Origin of the sequence: Nonomuraea mangrovi (assembly GCF_042681425.1) — a bacterium.
GTDB classification, from domain to species: Bacteria; Actinomycetota; Actinomycetes; order Streptosporangiales; family Streptosporangiaceae; genus Nonomuraea; species Nonomuraea mangrovi.
The window spans coordinates 230,627-246,213 of the sequence record NZ_JBHUFV010000079.1 but is presented as its reverse complement, the minus strand read 5'-3'; the positions used below and the strand labels follow the sequence as shown (position 1 = coordinate 246,213).

Below are 15,587 nucleotides of genomic sequence, written 5' to 3'. Positions count from 1 at the left end.
CTCCCCCATCGGCGCACCGCCCACCGACGTCTCCGCCGACGAGATCATCGCCGGACACCGCGAACTGATCCGGCAGGCCCACGCGAAGGGCGTGCGTGCCATCGGCGCCACCCTGCCACCGATGAAGGGCTCGCGCTACCATTCGGCGCGCGGCGAGGCCAAGCGCGACGCGGTCAACGCCTGGATCCGCGGGTCGGGAGCCTACGACGGGGTGGTCGACCTGGACCGCGCGCTGGCCTCGCCGTCCGACGAGGACCAACTCGACCCCGCCTACGACTCCGGCGACCACCTGCACCTCAACGACGCCGGATACCGGGCCGTGGCGCAAGCCGTCGACCCCGCCGACCTGAGCTGAAAGCGTTCCCGCGCACCCCGCCATGCGCGAATCGTTCGAGCTGTTCACCGGCGGCGTCATCGACCCGGCCCAGCCCGCCCTCAGCCTCGTCCTCCTCGTCGCCGAGCTCGCGGCCACCGTGCTCTTCGGCGCCGTCCGGGCCGCCACCGTACGGATCTGGCGTGACCCGGCAGGCGTCGCCTGGACGCAGGGCACCTGGATGCCGGTCGCCGCCTGGTTCGCCTCGGCGGCCTCGCGGGTCGGCTTGTATCTCGCGAGCTCGGCCATGGGGCTCGCCTCCACCTCCGCGGGCGGGGTGCAACAACCTGTTCGCGAAGATCCAGGTCACCACGCGCGCGCAGGCCGTCGCCCACGCCTTCCGGCACGGCCTGGCCCCCTGACAGGACCTCAGCAGGCCGGCCGGTTCAGCAGCGACTCCTCGTCGAACTCCGCCAGTTGTAACAGGCTGTCCAGCGCCGCCTGCCGCATCTCCTCGATCGAGGCGCCCTTCTCCCCGAAGCACTCCGCCGCCACGTCCAGCACCGCCTCCACCACCGCCGAGTCGGGGTACGGCACCTCCACGTGCACCCTCCCGTCCGCCCCCACCTCGCTGGGCGAGAAGTGCAGCCGTAGCAGCCGCCGGGTCTCCTCTGCCACCGCCACACCCAGCATGGCGGCCCTGACGAACCGCTCGGACTCGGCGCTGTCGCCGTCCATGCGACCTCCATTATCGGACACGTGTTCGATCGAGGAAGAAGCTACGGCACCGCACCGACAAAATCAGAAGGCCACGAGGACCTCGAGACCGCCGTCGGGAATCGGCCGGGCGTCGACCCGCGCGTCGTGCGCGGCCGCGATGGCCGCGACGATGGAGAGCCCGAGCCCCAGTCCCTCGCCGGTCCTGGCCGATCCCATGCGGCGGAACGGCTGGAACAGCTCCCCCATCAGCGCGAGGGGGATCCGCGGCCCCGGGTTCGAGACGCGGAGCGAGGGCCGTCCCTCGTGGACGCCGGTCCACACGCGGACCCAGCCGTCCTTCGTGTTGTGGCGTCTGGCGTTGTCCACCAGGTTGGCGACCAGCCGTTCGACCAGGCGGGGGTCCCCTGTGGCCGAGGCCGGGTGCAGCTCCGCCTCGACCCGGTCCGACACGTCGGACAGCAGGTCGCCGGTGATCGACGCCAGGTCCAGCGGCTCACGGTGGTCGAGGCCGCGCTGGCTCCTGGCCAGAGTGAGCAGCGCCTCGATGAGCCGCTCCTGGTGTCCGTTCACCTCCAGCGCCCTGCCGCACACCCGTCGCAGCCCGTCGGCCGTCGCAGCGGGGTCGGCCAGCGCCACCTCCAGCAGCGTCCGCTCGAACGTCAGGGGCGTGCGCAGCTCGTGCGAGGCGTTCGCGACGAACCTGCGTTGCGCCTCGAAGGCCGACTCCACTCTCGCGAGCAGCCCGTCGAAGGTGTCGGCGAGGTTCTTGATCTCGTCGCCGGGCCCGGTCATGGCGAGCCGCTGGTGGAGGTTACGGGCGGAGATGTCGCGTGCCGCAGCCGTCATCGTGCGCAACGGCCGCAGCGCCCTGCCCGCCATCACCCAGCCGAGCCCGACCGACACGACCGTCATCACACCGAGCCCCGCGGCCCCTGCCATGACGAACTGCCGCAGGTCGGCTTCGCGTTGCAGGAGCGGGTCGAGAGGGGGCTCGTCGAAGATCTCCGGCGGCGGGGCGATCCAGGTCAGCTGCGTGGCCAGGAGGAGGTAGGTGAGCACGAGCAGCAGCGCGCCCGCGACCGCGAACAGCGTGCCGTACAGGAGGGTGAGTCTGACCCTGATCGTCATATCCGGTACCCGGCCTGGGGCACCGTCTCGACCAGCGGCGGTTCGCCGAGCTTGCGGCGCAGCCTGCTGACCGTCACCTTGACGGTGCTGGTGAAGGGGTCCGCGGCCTCGTCCCATGCGCGTTCGAGAAGCTCCTCGGCGGCCACGACCCGGCCTCCCGCGGAGAGCAGCAGTTCGAGCACCGCGAACTCCTTGGGGCTCAGGTCGAGCCTGCGGCCGGCCCTGGTGGCCAGGCGCCGGCCCGGATCGACCCGGAGGTCGCCGTGCACCAGCACAGGAGGTACGGCAGGCTGCGCCCGCCTGCCCAGCGCCCTGATCCTGGCGACCAGCTCGGCGAAGGCGAACGGTTTCGGCAGGTAGTCGTCGGCGCCCGTGGTCAGGCCCTCGACCCTGTCCTCGATGGTCGCGGCGGCGGTCAGCATGAGCACCCGGGCCTCGTAGCCTTCGGCGATCAGGCGCCTGCACACCTCGTCGCCGTGGACGCCGGGCAGGTCGCGGTCGAGCACCACCACGTCGTAGCGGTTGATCGACGTGCGTTCGAGCGCGGCGTCGCCGTCCCGTGCGAGGTCGACGGCCATGCCTTCGCGACGCAGCCCTTCGGCCACCGTCGCGGCCAGTTCCGTGTGGTCCTCGACCACCAGCACGCGCATCGTCCCAGCATCGCGATCGGGGGGTAACACCGGCGTAACGGCCGCCGTTCCCTTGCGGTAACCGGTGGGACGCTTGAGTGTGCGGCATGAGAACACGACTGGTGCTCTGCGCCGCCGCCGCACTGGTGGCCATCGCCGTTCCCGCGGCCGCCGAAGCCGCTACCCCAGGTCCTACGAAGGACTTCACGACGTGCATGCGCGCGAAGGGAGTGAAGGAGTTCCCCGGCATCAAGATCAAGGAAGGCGGGAGGGTCGTGCTGCGCGACGTCGTCGGCAGCCGGCTCAACCCCATCTCGAAGAAGTTCAGGGGCGCGCTGAAGATCTGTGCGCACCTGCTGCCCGAGGACGCGGAGCTGCCCCCGGCGCTGGAGCTCCCCGAGCCGGACTTGCCCGACCTGCCTGACCTGCCCGAGCCGAAGCCGCCCGTGCCGCCCAGGCCGTAACCGGCCGCCCGTGCCGCCCAGGCCGTAACCGGCACAGGCCCGGTGCTCGCGACGAGCACCGGGCCTGTGTCCTTGTGGCTACTTCTTGGCCTTGTCCGTGCTGGACTCGGTGGACAGCGCGGCGACGAAGGCCTCCTGGGGCACCTCGACCCTGCCCACCATCTTCATGCGCTTCTTGCCTTCCTTCTGCTTCTCCAGCAGCTTGCGCTTACGCGAGATGTCACCGCCGTAGCACTTGGCGAGGACGTCCTTCCTGATCGCCCTGATGTTCTCGCGGGCGATGACGCGCGCGCCGATGGCCGCCTGGATCGGCACCTCGAACTGCTGCCGCGGGATGAGCTCGCGCAGCTTCTTGGCCATGTCGACGCCGTAGCCGTACGCCTTGTCCTTGTGCACGATCGCGCTGAAGGCGTCGACGGGCTCGCCCTGCAGCAGGATGTCGACCTTGACCAGGTCCGCCTCCTGCTCGCCCGCGGGCTCGTAGTCGAGGGAGGCGTAGCCGCGGGTGCGCGACTTGAGCTGGTCGAAGAAGTCGAAGATGATCTCGCCGAGCGGCAGCGTGTAGCGGATCTCGACGCGGTCTTCAGACAGGTAGTCCATGCCCTGGAGCTGGCCGCGCCTGCCCTGGCAGATCTCCATGATCGCGCCGATGAACTCGGCGGGCGCCAGGATCGTGGACTTGGTGACGGGCTCGAAGACCTGCGCGATCTTGCCGCCGGTCGGGAACTCCGACGGGTTGGTGACGGTCAGCTCCTTGCCGTCCTCCATGACCACCCGGTAGACCACGTTCGGCGCGGTGGAGATCAGCGACAGGCCGAACTCCCGCTCCAGCCGCTCGCGGATGATCTCCATGTGCAGCAGGCCGAGGAAGCCCACGCGGAAGCCGAAGCCGAGCGCGGCGGAGGTCTCGGGCTCGTAGACCAGGGAGGCGTCGTTGAGCTGCAGTTTGTCGAGCGCCTCACGCAGCTCGGGATACTCGTCGCCGTCGATGGGGTAGAGCCCGGAGAACACCATCGGCCTGGGGTGGTCGTAGCCCGCCAGCATCTCGGTGGCACCACGCGCGGCCGAGGTGACGGTGTCGCCGACGCGCGACTGGCGCACGTCCTTCACGCCCGTGATGAGGTAGCCGACCTCGCCGACGCCCAGACCCTTCTCGGCCACCTTCGGCTCGGGCGAGATCACCCCGATCTCGAGCGTCTCGTGGGTGGCCTGCGTGGACATCATGGTGATGCGCTCGCGCTTGCCCAGGTGGCCGTCGACGACCCGGACATAGGTGACGACGCCCCTGTAGGTGTCGTAGACCGAGTCGAAGATCAGCGCGCGGGCCGCCGCGTCGGCGTCGCCCACGGGGGCCGGAACGGTCTCCACGACGTGGTCGAGCAGCTCCTTCACCCCGACGCCCGTCTTACCCGAGACCCTGAGCACGTCGGAGGGGTCGCAGCCGATGAGCCCCGCGAGCTCCTCGGCGAACTTCTCCGGCTGCGCGGCGGGCAGGTCGATCTTGTTGAGCACCGGGATGATGTGCAGATCGTTGTGCATGGCCAGGTAGAGGTTGGCCAGCGTCTGCGCCTCGATGCCCTGTGCGGCGTCGACCAGGAGGATCGCGCCCTCGCACGCCTGCAGCGACCGCGAGACCTCGTAGGTGAAGTCGACGTGGCCCGGCGTGTCGATCATGTTGAGGACGTGGCCGTTCCACGGCAGCCGCACGGCCTGCGACTTGATCGTGATGCCGCGTTCGCGCTCGATGTCCATCCTGTCGAGGTACTGCGCGCGCATGGAGCGATCGTCGACCACGCCGGTGATCTGCAGCATCCGGTCGGCAAGCGTCGACTTGCCATGGTCGATGTGCGCGATGATGCAGAAGTTGCGGATCAACGCGGGGTCGGTCTGGCCAGGCTGATTGCGCACCGAAGTCCGTTTCGACAAGGGTTGAGGTCAAGCGTCTTTCATGGTGACATGCCCGGGTGATTGCCCGAACCGTCATCCGCCGCGGTCTGCGCGCCCTGGCGCTGGCCTTGGCCGTCTTAGTCACGCTCGCCGCCTTCGTGGCGGCGGCGCTCCGGCTCCAGTTTACCGGGGCGCCGGAGGCCTGGGCGAAGAGCACGGGTAACGATGCGCTGTGGCTCGGGCACGCGTGGGTCGACGGCCGCCGCACGGAGCGCGACGTGGAGGCGATGGCGGTACGGCTGCGCGGCACCGGCATCAGGGACGTCTACGTTCATTCCGGCCCCTTTGAATGGGACGGCAGCCTCAACCCCGCCAAGCACCCCAACGCCGGAAATTTCCTGAAGTGGTGGCGGAAACATCTGCCTGATGTGCGGGTCTCGGCCTGGCTCGGACAGGCCGTCAAGAACGGCCTCGACCTCGACGACCCCGCCGCCCGTGCCCGCGTCCTGGCGGGGGCGAAGCACATCATGGACCTCGGGTTCGACGGCATCCACTACAACTTCGAGCCGATCGGTGACGGGGACACCGACTTCCTCGACCTGCTCGACCGCACCCGGCCGCTGACCACGCTGCTCTCGGTGTCGACGCCGCAGCTCGAGCCGTACCCCCTCATGCGCCTGGCCGTCCGCGCGACACTCGGCCACGACAAGTACTGGTCGCACGGCTTCTACCAGGAGGTCGCCCGCCGTACCGACCAGGTGGCGATCATGACCTACGACTCCTTCATGCCCGCGCAGTCCCTGTACGGCGGCCACGTCGTACGGCAGGCGGCGCTCGCGCTCGACCTCACGCCCGCCACGACGTCCATCCTCATCGGAGCGCCCGCCTACCACGACCACGGCGTGCCGTTCCTCGACGGGTCGGAGAGCGTAGCGGGGGCGGCCGAGGGGGCGCGGCTCGCCCTTTCGTCGTACGGCAGGCGCGAGGGGTTCGGACTGGCGCTGTACGTGGACTTCGCGGCGACGGAGGAGGACTGGAAGGAGTACACCGGCCGCTGGAACACCAGGTGATCCCGCTCGACGGCCCCGGCGCGAGCGGATGCGAGGCCGGTCCCGCAGGACACCCCGTATGCTGGGCAGGTCACGGGTCGTTGATTTGAGCGGCGACCTGGATTATTGGTAACCTGTACAACTGCGTGTGGCGCGCCCTCTCATCGAGCCCGCGCGCCCCATCCGATTTCTGACCTTCACCGAGGCTTCTTCGTGGCGAACATCAAGTCCCAGATCAAGCGCAACAAGCAGAACGAGAAGGCTCGTCTGCGCAACAAGGCTGTCAAGTCTTCCCTGAAGACGGCGATCCGCAAGTTCCGCGAGGCCGCCGAGCAGGGCAACGTCGACGAGGCCGTGGCGCTGCAGCGCGCCGCCGCTCGCCAGCTCGACAAGGCTGCCAGCAAGGGCGTCATCCACAAGAACCAGGCCGCCAACCGCAAGTCGGCGATCGCTCAGCGCACCGCCGCTCTGCAGGCTGCCAAGTAGTCGCAGACGCACCGGCGACGCCGCACTCCGCGATGACGGGGTGCGGCGTTTTCGTGTACCACCACCCGCGCTTCGCCCTGGACCACCGCGATGATCCGGGCATGAGCCCCTCCCGGATGAACATCTGAAATATCCGGACGCGGTCGTGGAAGTGTCACAGTTTCGACATCACTCCAGCGTATCGGCTGTGTCACCGTTGAGAAGATCGGCTTGCCGCCGCCACCCGTCATCCCCAAAGGTTCACAGAACGGGAGCATGTGACGAGCGGGGGCGATATGCGGGCGCGTGTTCCGCTGGTTCTCAGGCGAGCCGCCAGTGAGCCTCTCCTCCTGCTGGCCGCCTTCGGCTCCATCCTCCTCGCCACCACCACCCTTGTCGCGCTGACGATGTACGCCTCCTCGACCGCCGAGGCGGGCGTCCGCCGCACGATGGAGACCGCGCCGATCAGGACGACCGCGGCCACCATCACCACCCCCGTCACCACCGCCTCCTTCCCCGGGGTCGAGCGGGCGATCCGGACCGTCACCGCCCAGGTCTACGCGGGCGCTCCCGTCGCGCTCACCGCGAGCATGCGCTCCGACTCCTACGTCGTCCCCGGTCAGGAACGGCAGGCCAGGCCTGAGTTGTACCGCTTCAACACCTACGAGGGCCTCGACCGGCACGCCAGGCTGGTCGAGGGCGCCTGGCCCGGTGACGGCGAGGAGCGGGTCGAGGCGGCCGTCTCCCTGTCCGCCGCCACCGCGGCGGGCCTGAAGGTCGGCCAGGAGTTCACCACCGAGAGCCGCATCGACGCCAGGCGTCGCGTCGAGGTCCGGATCACCGGCGTCTTCCAGCTCGACGACACCTTCGGCGACCGCTGGGCCGGTGAGGAGCTGCTGAGCTCGGGCGTCCAGCTGGGTGACTTCACCACGTTCGGGCCGCTGATGGTCACCGAGCGGACGTTCCTGTCCAGGTTCGCCACCAACGTCAGCGCCACCTGGACCGCCCTGCCCGATCTGACCCGCCTCTCCCCCGAGCGGCTGCGCCCCTTCGCCCGGGACGTGGCCGGGCTCCAGGACCGGCTCAGGGACAGCGGGTGTCCCGAGTGCAGGGCCGGCACGCGGCTGCCCGAGATGTTGACCCAGCTCGACACCGCCTCGCTGGTCGCCCGCTCGACCATGCTGATCCCCGTCCTGCAACTGCTCCTGCTGGCCGCCTACGCGCTCATGCTGACCGCGCGCCTGCTGGCCGACCACCGCAGGATGGAGGTCGCGCTGCTGCGCGCGAGGGGCGCGGGCGCGGGCAGGCTCGCGCTGCTCGCGGGCGGTGAGGCGCTGCTGGTGGCGCTTCCGTGCGCGATCGTGGCACCGCTGCTGAGCCCGCCGCTGCTCCGGCTGGTCACCGCGATCCCCTGGATCGAGGCCTCGGGCGTACGGCCGGCCCCCGACGCCGACCTCGGCACGTTCGCCGTGTCGGGGGCGGTGGCCCTGGCCGCCGCCGTCCTGCTGACCATGCCCGCGCTGGGCGGCGTCCGCCGCACCTACGTCGACGAGCAGGCGGCGCGCGGACGGTCGGGCGGCAGGGGGCTGGTGCAGCGGGCGGGCGCGGACCTGGCGCTGCTGGCGCTGGCGGCACTGGCGATCTGGCAGCTACGGCACTACGGTGCGCCCGTGACGGCCACGGCCGGCGGTGACATCGGCATCGATCCGCTGATCGTCACAGGGCCGGCGCTCGCGCTGCTCTGCGGCGGCATGCTCGGCCTGCGCCTGGTGCCGAGGGTCTCGGCCCTCGCCGAGCGGTTCACCGCCAGGCGCGAAGGGCTGGCTCCCGCGCTCGGCGCCTGGCAGGTCAGTCGCAGGCCGGCCCGCTACTCGGGCCCCGCGCTGCTGCTCACGATGGCGATCGCGATCGGCGTGGTGTCGATGGCCACCGCCGCCACCTGGCGTTCCTCGCAGGAGGACCAAGCCCGCCACCAGGCGGGCGCCGACCTGCGGATCTCGGGCCCGCCCGATGCCCGCGAGCTCGGCGCGCTCGGCCGGGGCACCGCCTTCGCGAGCCTGCCGGGCGTCACCGCGGCCAGTCCCGCCTTCAGGGGGCCGGCCACGGTCGCGGGGGAGCCGGCGACGCTGATGGCGCTGGACGCCGCGAGACTGGCCGCGCTGCTGAAGCTGCGCCCCGACCTGTCCGAGGACGGCGTGCGGGAGATGGCGGCGCGGCTCGGCGCGGCCCGCCCCGAGATCGAGGCGGTCCCGATACCCGAGCGGCTGCCGCTGTCCGTGCGGGTCAGCGGGCCTCCGGGCCGGTCCGTCGAACTGGGCGTGGCGGTGGAGGACGGGCTCGGCGTGTGGCTCGAGCTTCCCGCGGGGCCGCTCCGGGCGGGCGTCAACCGGATCGAGCTCGACCTGAAGTCGCTCGCGGGCCGTACGGGAAGGCTCACCCCTCCCCTGAGACTGCGCGGCTTCGTCCTGAGGTCGACAGGCGTCACGGTGACGGTCGACCCCGGCGTCACGCTGCCGCCCGGCCTGCGCTGGACCGCCAGGCGGCCGGTGGCCTCGGACGGCGGGCGGCTGTGGACGCTGCAGCTCCCCGGCACGGCCGAGGAGCCCGCCTACAGCGTCGTCGCCGCGAAAGGCGACGGCGACCTGTTCGCCCCGCCTCGCGGGCCTGACAAGCAGCGGATCTTCAAGCCGTTGCCCGTCGTCCTCACCGCCGATCTGGCCGAGCGGCTAAGGCTCACCACGGGCCAGGTCGCGCCGGTGAACCTCGACGGCGACAACATCGAGGTGAAGGTGGCGGGCGTCGTCGACCGGATGCCGACCACCCAGCCCGACCAGCCCTCGATCCTCGTCGACTGGGGCACGCTGCAGGGCAGGGCGTTCGCGGCCGCGCAGCGGCTGCGTCCCGCGACGGAGTGGTGGCTGGCCGCGCGCGGCGGCGACACCGCCGCCGCGATGAAGGTGCTGGCGAGCAGGCCGCAGTGGGTGGCGACGGCCGTGGACCTCCAGGCGCTCACCTCGCGCTTCCGTGACGATCCGCTGGCCGGTGGACTGCAGGGTGCGCTGACGCTCGGCTTCCTGTCCGCGCTGGTCTTCGCCGTGCTCGGGTTCCTGACCAGCGCGGCGGTGGCGGCGCGCGATCGCCTCGCGGAGTTCGCGATCCTGCGGGCGCTGGGCGTCGGCTTCCGCCAGGTGTTCGCGCTGCTGGCGATCGAGCAGACGTTCGTCATCGGCCTCTCGCTGGTGGCGGGAACGGTCCTCGCGCTCGTGGTCGGCGCCCTCGTCGTGCCCCACATCGTGCTGACGGGGCAGGCCACGGCCGTCACTCCCGGCGTGGTGCTGGCCGTCCCGTGGCCATCGACCGTCCTGATGCTGGTCCTGGTCGCGGCGCTGCTGTTCGCGATCGTCGGGGGGCTGGCCCGCGTGCTGCGCGGCCGGGGGCCCGGTGGTCTGCGCACCGGGGAGGAACGGTGAGGATCCTGACGCTGATGCGCGAGCACGCGGGCGCGGCCGCCGTGCTGGCGGTCCTGACGCTGAGCGCCTGCCTGCTGATCTCCGGTACGCCCCGGGCGCTCCAGTCGGCCTACGACCACGGGCTCAGGCAGACCCTGGCCGCGACGACCGCCCAGGACAGGGACCTGCGGGTGCTGGCGCGGAACGCGACGCCCGTCAGGACCCGCGCGGAGCTGGCGGCCAAGGAGCGGGCCTTCCGCGCGCTGCTGCCGTCCGAGCTGGCCGCGCTCGCGACGACCGGCGGCACCAGCCACTTCTCGGTCAGGACGGTCGACACGCCCGCCTTCGACCGTCCGAAACAGTACGTCAACGTGGGCTGGCTCTCCGACTTCGACCGGCGCCTGACCTGGGTCGAGGGCCGCGAGCCCGGCGCGCCCAGCACCTTCGCGGCGCGCGGGATCGGCACGATCCCGCTGCTCGAAGTGGGCGTGCCGGAGGGCGCGACCACCACCATGAACCTGCCTGTCGGCAGCATCGTGGTCATCGGGCAGAGCGAGCAGATCGCGGTCAGGGTCTCGGGCGTCTACCGGCCGAGGAACCCCGCCGACCCGTACTGGGACCACGAACGCGACACGATCACGGTCGAGGAGCGGCTCCCGCCGGGCCAGCTGGAACCCGACCGCTACGTCACCTCGCTGACCGGCGACGAGGGCATCGAACTCCTCGGCTACGGCGCCCGCAGGACCGTCTACTCCTGGGTGCTCGGCGTCGATCCCGGCAGGGCCGACGCGCTCGACCTGCCCTCCACGCTCGGGGCGATCAAGGACTACAACGGCGCGGTGGCGCTGGAGGCGGACGACAACGCGGCCAACAGCGTGGCGACCGGCCTGCCCAGGCTGCTGACCTCCTACGCGGAGTCGCTGGCCACGGCGCAGACGGTGATGTTCCTGGTGCTCGGCGGCCTGCTGGCGGTGGCGCTTGGCGTGATCGTGCTCGCCGTCCAGCTGATGGCCGAGCGGATGGCGGCCGCGCTCGCCCTGATGCGCGCGCGAGGCGGCGCGCTGGGGCAGGTCGCGGGCGCGGGGACGGCCGTCGTCGCCATCGCGACCGTGCCGGCGGCGGCGGCCGGCTACCTGCTGTCGTGGCTGGTCCCCGGGCCCGTCACGCCGATGGTCCACGTGGGCCCGCTGATCGTGCTCGGGGTCGCGACGGGATTCGCCGCGATCCGGCTGACGCTCGCCCACCGCGCGCCGCTGCACGAACGACGCGACGACGTGGCCGCCGCCAGGCCCTCGCCCCGCCGGATCACGCTGGAGCTGACGACCGTGGCGCTGGCGCTGGCCGGGGCCTATCTGGTGCGCTCTCGCGGCGTCTCGACCTCGGCGGCGACCCTGGGCGCGGACCCGTTCCTGCTGCTCGTCCCCGTCGCGCTGGCGGTGGCCGCGGCCCTGATCACCCTGCGCTGCTACCCGTTCCCCCTCAGGGCGCTCGTACGGCTGGCCGCCCGCCGCCGCGCCGCCGTGCCGTTCCTCGGCCTGACGATGGCGGCGAGGTCGAAGTCGTTCACCGTGCTCCCCGTGCTGATCCTGCTGCCCGCGCTGGCCGTGTCGGTGTTCGCCTCGATCGTCTCCGGCGGCGTCTCCAGCACCCAGGAGCTGGCCGCATGGCAGAGGGTCGGCGCGGACATCAGGGTCGAGCACGCCGTCGCGATCACACCCGAGGCCGTGGCGCGGGTCAGGAACGTGCCGGGCGTCGAAGCCGTGCTGACCGCGATGACAGGTGACGCGGTCGTCGGCAGGACTCCTGTCGAGGTCGTCTCCATCGACCTGGCCGCCTACCGGGAGCTCGTGGCAGGCGGTCCGCTGGACGTGCCGGCGCCACCGGGAGGGCCCGGCATCCCCGCGCTCGCCTCGCCCCTGCTGGGCAGGGAGCCGCTGTCGGTCCGCTGGCAGGTCGCGATGCGGGTGGACCCGCGCGGCTCCGTCACCGGCTTCCCGGGGTTGCAGACGCAGCGGAACCTGATCGTGCTGCCCGCCGACGCCAACGAGCGGGTGGGCGCGCCCACCAGGCCGAACGTGCTGCTGGTTCGAGGGTCCGCCGACCCTGCCGCGGTGCGCGAGGCGGCGAGCACGCAGGGCGGTCTGCCACCCGTGGTGCGATCGAGAGCGCAGACGCTGGCCGCCATCAAGGGCTCGCCGCTGACGGGGGCCGTCCTGGACACCCTGATGATCGTCACCGCCGCCCTGGCCGTCTACTGCCTGGTCGCCGTCGTGCTCGCGCTGGTGATCACGGCCCCCGCCCGCGCGGGCGCGCTGTCCTTCCTGCGTACGCTGGGGCTGTCGCCTCGCCAGGCGCGACGCCTGACCGTCCTGGAGATCTCCCCCTTGATCCTGTTCACCGCCCTGGCAGGGCTCGCGCTGGGCCTGGGCCTGCCCGTGGCGCTGGGACCGGGCATGGACCTGTCCGCCTACACGGGCGACCTCGCCGTGAGCGGCCACGGACCGCTCTCCGGCGGCGCGCTCCTGACACCCGTCCTGCTGGCCGCGGGCCTCACCGCGGTCTCCGTGCTCGGCGCGTACGCGCACACCGCCATCGGCCGCGGGCGCGGCCTCGGCTCCGTCCTACGAGTAGGTGACCAGTGACGAACACCCCCACCATGTCCGACCTGGAGGCGCAGGCCACGCGGGAGCGGGCCGTCTTCGGCGGTGACGCGCACATCGTCTGCGACAACCTGGTCCGCATCTACAAGACCGAGGGCGTCGAGGTCGTCGCCCTCCAGGGCCTCGACCTGCTGATCCAGAAGGGCGAGCTGGTCGCGATCGTCGGCGCTTCGGGCTCGGGCAAGTCCACGCTGCTCAACGTGCTGTCGGGCCTCGACGTGCCGACCGCGGGCCTGGCCAGGGTGGCGGGCATGGATCTGCTGTCGATGACGGCCAAGGACAGGCTGCGCTACCGGCGCGAGGTCGTCGGCTTCATCTGGCAGCAGACCGCGCGCAACCTGCTGTCGTACCTGACCGCGCGGGAGAACGTCGAGCTGCCGATGAAGCTGGCCGGCAGGAACCGCAAGGGCCGCGCGACGGAGCTGCTGACCCTGCTCGGCGTCGACTACTGCGCGGACAGGAAGCCGTCGGAGATGTCGGGCGGCGAGCAGCAGCGGGTGGCGATCGCCGTGGCGCTGGCCAACGCGCCGCAGCTGATCCTGGCCGACGAGCCGACGGGAGAGCTCGACAGCGACACCTCGGAGGAGGTGTTCGAGGCGCTGCGCAGAGCCAACAGGGAGCTCGGCGTCACCGTGGTCATCGTGACGCACGACGCGCTGGTCTCGGAGCAGGTCGATCGGACGATCGGCATCCGCGACGGCCGTACCAGCAGCGAGACGCTGCGCAGGGAGGGCGCCGAGGGCCAGATCATCGCCGAGGAGTACGCCGTCCTCGACCGCGTCGGCCGGCTGCAGCTGCCGCGCGACTTCATGAACGCCCTCGACATGGAGCGCAGGGTGCGCCTCGAGCTCGAGTCCGACCACATCGGCGTGTGGCCGTCCCGTGAGGAGTCTTCCGATGAGCAGTGAGCCGCTGGTGGTGGTGGAGGGCCTGCGTAAGGTCTACCGGACGGGCCCCAAGGAGGTCGTCGCGCTGCGCGAGGTCTCCTTCGAGGCCTACCCGGGCGAGCTGGTGGCGATCAGAGGCAGGTCGGGTTCGGGCAAGACCACCCTGCTGAACCAGATCGGCGGGCTGGACAGGCCCGACGCCGGCCGCGTGGTCGTGGCGGGGCAGGAGGTGACCTCGCTGCCGGAGGATCGGCTGCTGGCGCTGCGCAGGGACGTCGTGGGCTTCGTGTTCCAGTCCTTCGGCCTGATCCCCGTGCTGTCGGCGGCCGAGAACGTCGGCGTGCCGATGCGCCTGACCCGCACGCCCGTCGACGAGCGGGACAGGCGCGTGCGCATGCTGCTGTCACTGGTCGGGCTCGAGCAGCACGCCAACCAGCGCCCCTACGAGCTGTCGGGCGGGCAGCGCCAGCGCGTGGCGATCGCCAGGTCTCTCGCCAACAGGCCGCGCCTGCTGGTGGCCGACGAGCCGACGGGGCAGCTCGACTCGCAGACGGGGCGGCAGATCATGCAGCTGATCAGGGCGCTGGTCCGCAGCGAGGGCGTCACCGCGCTGGTGGCCACCCACGACCCGGGCCTGATCACGCTGGCCGACAGGGTGCTGGAGATCAGCGACGGGGTGCTGAGAGAGACGGCGCTGCAGGAGTCCTGACCTCGCGTACGGCCAGCACGCCGAGGCTCGCCGCGGCCACGGCGATCGCCGCCACCCACAGCGGCGCCGCCGTACCCGCCCATCCGGCCAGCGGGGCGGCGACGGCCAGCCCCAGCGGGCGGCTGGCGAACGAGATCAGCGAGTCGAACGAGCGCACCCTGCCGAGCGCCTCCACCGGGATCCGGTCGGCGACCACGGTCTCCCACAGCGGCACGAGCACGCCGAGGCCGAACATCGCGACGCCGTACGCGACCGCCACCGCCCAGCCGCTCAGCGGCACGGCCAGCGCCGCCAGGGGCGCCGCGTAGAGCGACGCGCCCACCGCGCAGCCGACGAGCGGGCTGCGCACGGGCAGGCGGGGCGCGGCGAACACGCCCGCGAGCATCCCGACCGTGCCGGACTGCACGATGATCACCCACATCGCCTCGCCGCTCCGGATGGTGATCAGCGGGCCGAGAGTGAGGAACAGCCCCGCGCAGAAGTGCCACACGCCGTGGCCCATGACGCTGACCAGGAACCACGGGCGCCGCCTGATCTCCTGCCAGCCCCTGGCCAGTGACTGCTTGCCGGTGGGGGCGGCCGTGGCCGTACGGACGCCGCCGAGGGTGAACGCGGAGGCGGCGAACAGGGCGGCGGTGGCCAGCGACGCCCAGCCGGGCCCCGCCCCCAGGACCAGCGCGCCGGCGATGGCGGGCGCGCCCACGGCCGACAGGCTGGTGGCCAGGCTGATGCGCGCGTTGGCGCGCAGCCGCGCCGGTCCCTCAACGGTCGCGGCCACCAGCCTGGGCACGGCAGGCGTGCCGAACGCGACAGCGGCGCCGGTGACCGCCGCGAGCACCGCCAGGTCGGCGATCCTCTCCACGCCGGCCAGCAGTTCCACGCCGATCGCCGCCTGGGCCACGCACCGGGTCAGGTCCGCGAGCAACGCGACGCGTTCGGGCGGGAAGCGGTCGGCGAGCACTCCCCCGAACGGCAGCAGCACCAGCATCGGCACCAACTCGCACGCCAGCACGACGCCAAGGTCGGCGGCCTCGCCCGTGACCCTGAGCACGACGAGGGTCAACGTCGTCGGGATGAGCGCGGTCGCCAGCGCCGACAGGGCACGGCCGATCACTAGTCTGGTGAGCATGGCCTCGGAGAATAGTTCGCCAGCGAATGTTTCGTCAACGTCTGATTCGGTTGACAAACATCTGTCGCGGTGGCGCGGCAAGGCGCCCTACGACGAGC

At 71.7% G+C, this 15,587-nt stretch carries 13 protein-coding genes; 8 read left to right on the top strand and 5 right to left on the bottom strand.

Annotated features, from left to right (window positions below; genetic code table 11):
* Positions 1-355, top strand: a 355-nt coding sequence (locus ACFSKW_RS47430; RefSeq protein ID WP_379581205.1) for a GDSL-type esterase/lipase family protein, incomplete at its 5' end; no start/stop codon positions are given.
* A 387-nt stretch (positions 356-742) separates the two neighbouring features.
* On the opposite strand, the gene ACFSKW_RS47425 is transcribed toward ACFSKW_RS47430, so the two are convergent.
* The 3 genes from ACFSKW_RS47425 to ACFSKW_RS47415 form a co-directional block, all read right to left on the bottom strand.
* Positions 743-1,051 carry a hypothetical protein gene (locus ACFSKW_RS47425; protein ID WP_379581204.1) on the bottom strand — a complete coding sequence of 103 codons (309 nt, stop codon included), beginning with the start codon at positions 1,049-1,051 and terminating at the stop codon, positions 743-745.
* Positions 1,052-1,114: 63 nt separating this feature from the next.
* Positions 1,115-2,161 carry a sensor histidine kinase gene (locus tag ACFSKW_RS47420; RefSeq protein WP_379581203.1) on the bottom strand — a complete coding sequence of 349 codons (1,047 nt, stop codon included), beginning with the start codon at positions 2,159-2,161 and terminating at the stop codon, positions 1,115-1,117.
* The gene (locus tag ACFSKW_RS47415; protein WP_379581202.1) at positions 2,158-2,811 is read right to left on the bottom strand and encodes a response regulator transcription factor; all 654 of its coding nucleotides are present in this window, start codon (positions 2,809-2,811) and stop codon (positions 2,158-2,160) included. Before ACFSKW_RS47415 ends, ACFSKW_RS47420 begins: the two co-directional genes overlap by 4 nt.
* 86 nt (positions 2,812-2,897) lie before the next feature.
* Between ACFSKW_RS47415 and ACFSKW_RS47410 the strand changes: the two genes are divergently transcribed.
* Positions 2,898-3,254 carry a hypothetical protein gene (locus tag ACFSKW_RS47410; RefSeq protein ID WP_379581201.1) on the top strand — a complete coding sequence of 119 codons (357 nt, stop codon included), beginning with the start codon at positions 2,898-2,900 and terminating at the stop codon, positions 3,252-3,254.
* Between the two features lie 78 nt (positions 3,255-3,332).
* Here ACFSKW_RS47410 and lepA read toward each other — a convergent pair whose 3' ends face one another.
* On the bottom strand, positions 3,333-5,162 hold the full coding sequence (gene lepA, locus ACFSKW_RS47405; protein WP_379581200.1) for a translation elongation factor 4: 1,830 nt from the start codon (positions 5,160-5,162) through the stop codon (positions 3,333-3,335).
* Between the two features lie 56 nt (positions 5,163-5,218).
* Here lepA and ACFSKW_RS47400 point away from each other — a divergent pair, with 56 nt between their 5' ends.
* The 6 genes from ACFSKW_RS47400 to ACFSKW_RS47375 all read left to right on the top strand — a co-directional run bounded on the left by ACFSKW_RS47400 (position 5,219) and on the right by ACFSKW_RS47375 (position 14,360).
* Positions 5,219-6,211 carry a glycoside hydrolase family 18 protein gene (locus tag ACFSKW_RS47400; protein ID WP_379581199.1) on the top strand — a complete coding sequence of 331 codons (993 nt, stop codon included), beginning with the start codon at positions 5,219-5,221 and terminating at the stop codon, positions 6,209-6,211.
* 192 nt (positions 6,212-6,403) lie between these two features.
* Positions 6,404-6,676, top strand: a complete 273-nt coding sequence (rpsT, locus tag ACFSKW_RS47395; RefSeq protein WP_358138334.1) for a 30S ribosomal protein S20 — start codon at positions 6,404-6,406, stop codon at positions 6,674-6,676.
* Between the two features lie 275 nt (positions 6,677-6,951).
* Positions 6,952-10,125 carry an ABC transporter permease gene (locus ACFSKW_RS47390; RefSeq protein ID WP_379581198.1) on the top strand — a complete coding sequence of 1,058 codons (3,174 nt, stop codon included), beginning with the start codon at positions 6,952-6,954 and terminating at the stop codon, positions 10,123-10,125.
* On the top strand, positions 10,122-12,746 hold the full coding sequence (locus tag ACFSKW_RS47385) for a hypothetical protein (RefSeq protein ID WP_379581197.1): 2,625 nt from the start codon (positions 10,122-10,124) through the stop codon (positions 12,744-12,746). The genes ACFSKW_RS47390 and ACFSKW_RS47385 overlap by 4 nt, the downstream gene beginning before the upstream one ends.
* On the top strand, positions 12,743-13,672 hold the full coding sequence (locus ACFSKW_RS47380) for an ABC transporter ATP-binding protein (protein ID WP_379581196.1): 930 nt from the start codon (positions 12,743-12,745) through the stop codon (positions 13,670-13,672). The genes ACFSKW_RS47385 and ACFSKW_RS47380 overlap by 4 nt, the downstream gene beginning before the upstream one ends.
* Complete coding sequence (locus tag ACFSKW_RS47375; protein ID WP_379581195.1) at positions 13,662-14,360, top strand: ABC transporter ATP-binding protein; 699 nt, start codon at positions 13,662-13,664, stop codon at positions 14,358-14,360. The genes ACFSKW_RS47380 and ACFSKW_RS47375 overlap by 11 nt, the downstream gene beginning before the upstream one ends.
* On the opposite strand, the gene ACFSKW_RS47370 is transcribed toward ACFSKW_RS47375, so the two are convergent.
* Positions 14,317-15,489, bottom strand: a complete 1,173-nt coding sequence (locus ACFSKW_RS47370) for an MFS transporter (protein ID WP_379581194.1) — start codon at positions 15,487-15,489, stop codon at positions 14,317-14,319. The genes ACFSKW_RS47375 and ACFSKW_RS47370 overlap by 44 nt on opposite strands.
* Between the last annotated feature and the right edge of the window lie 98 nt (positions 15,490-15,587).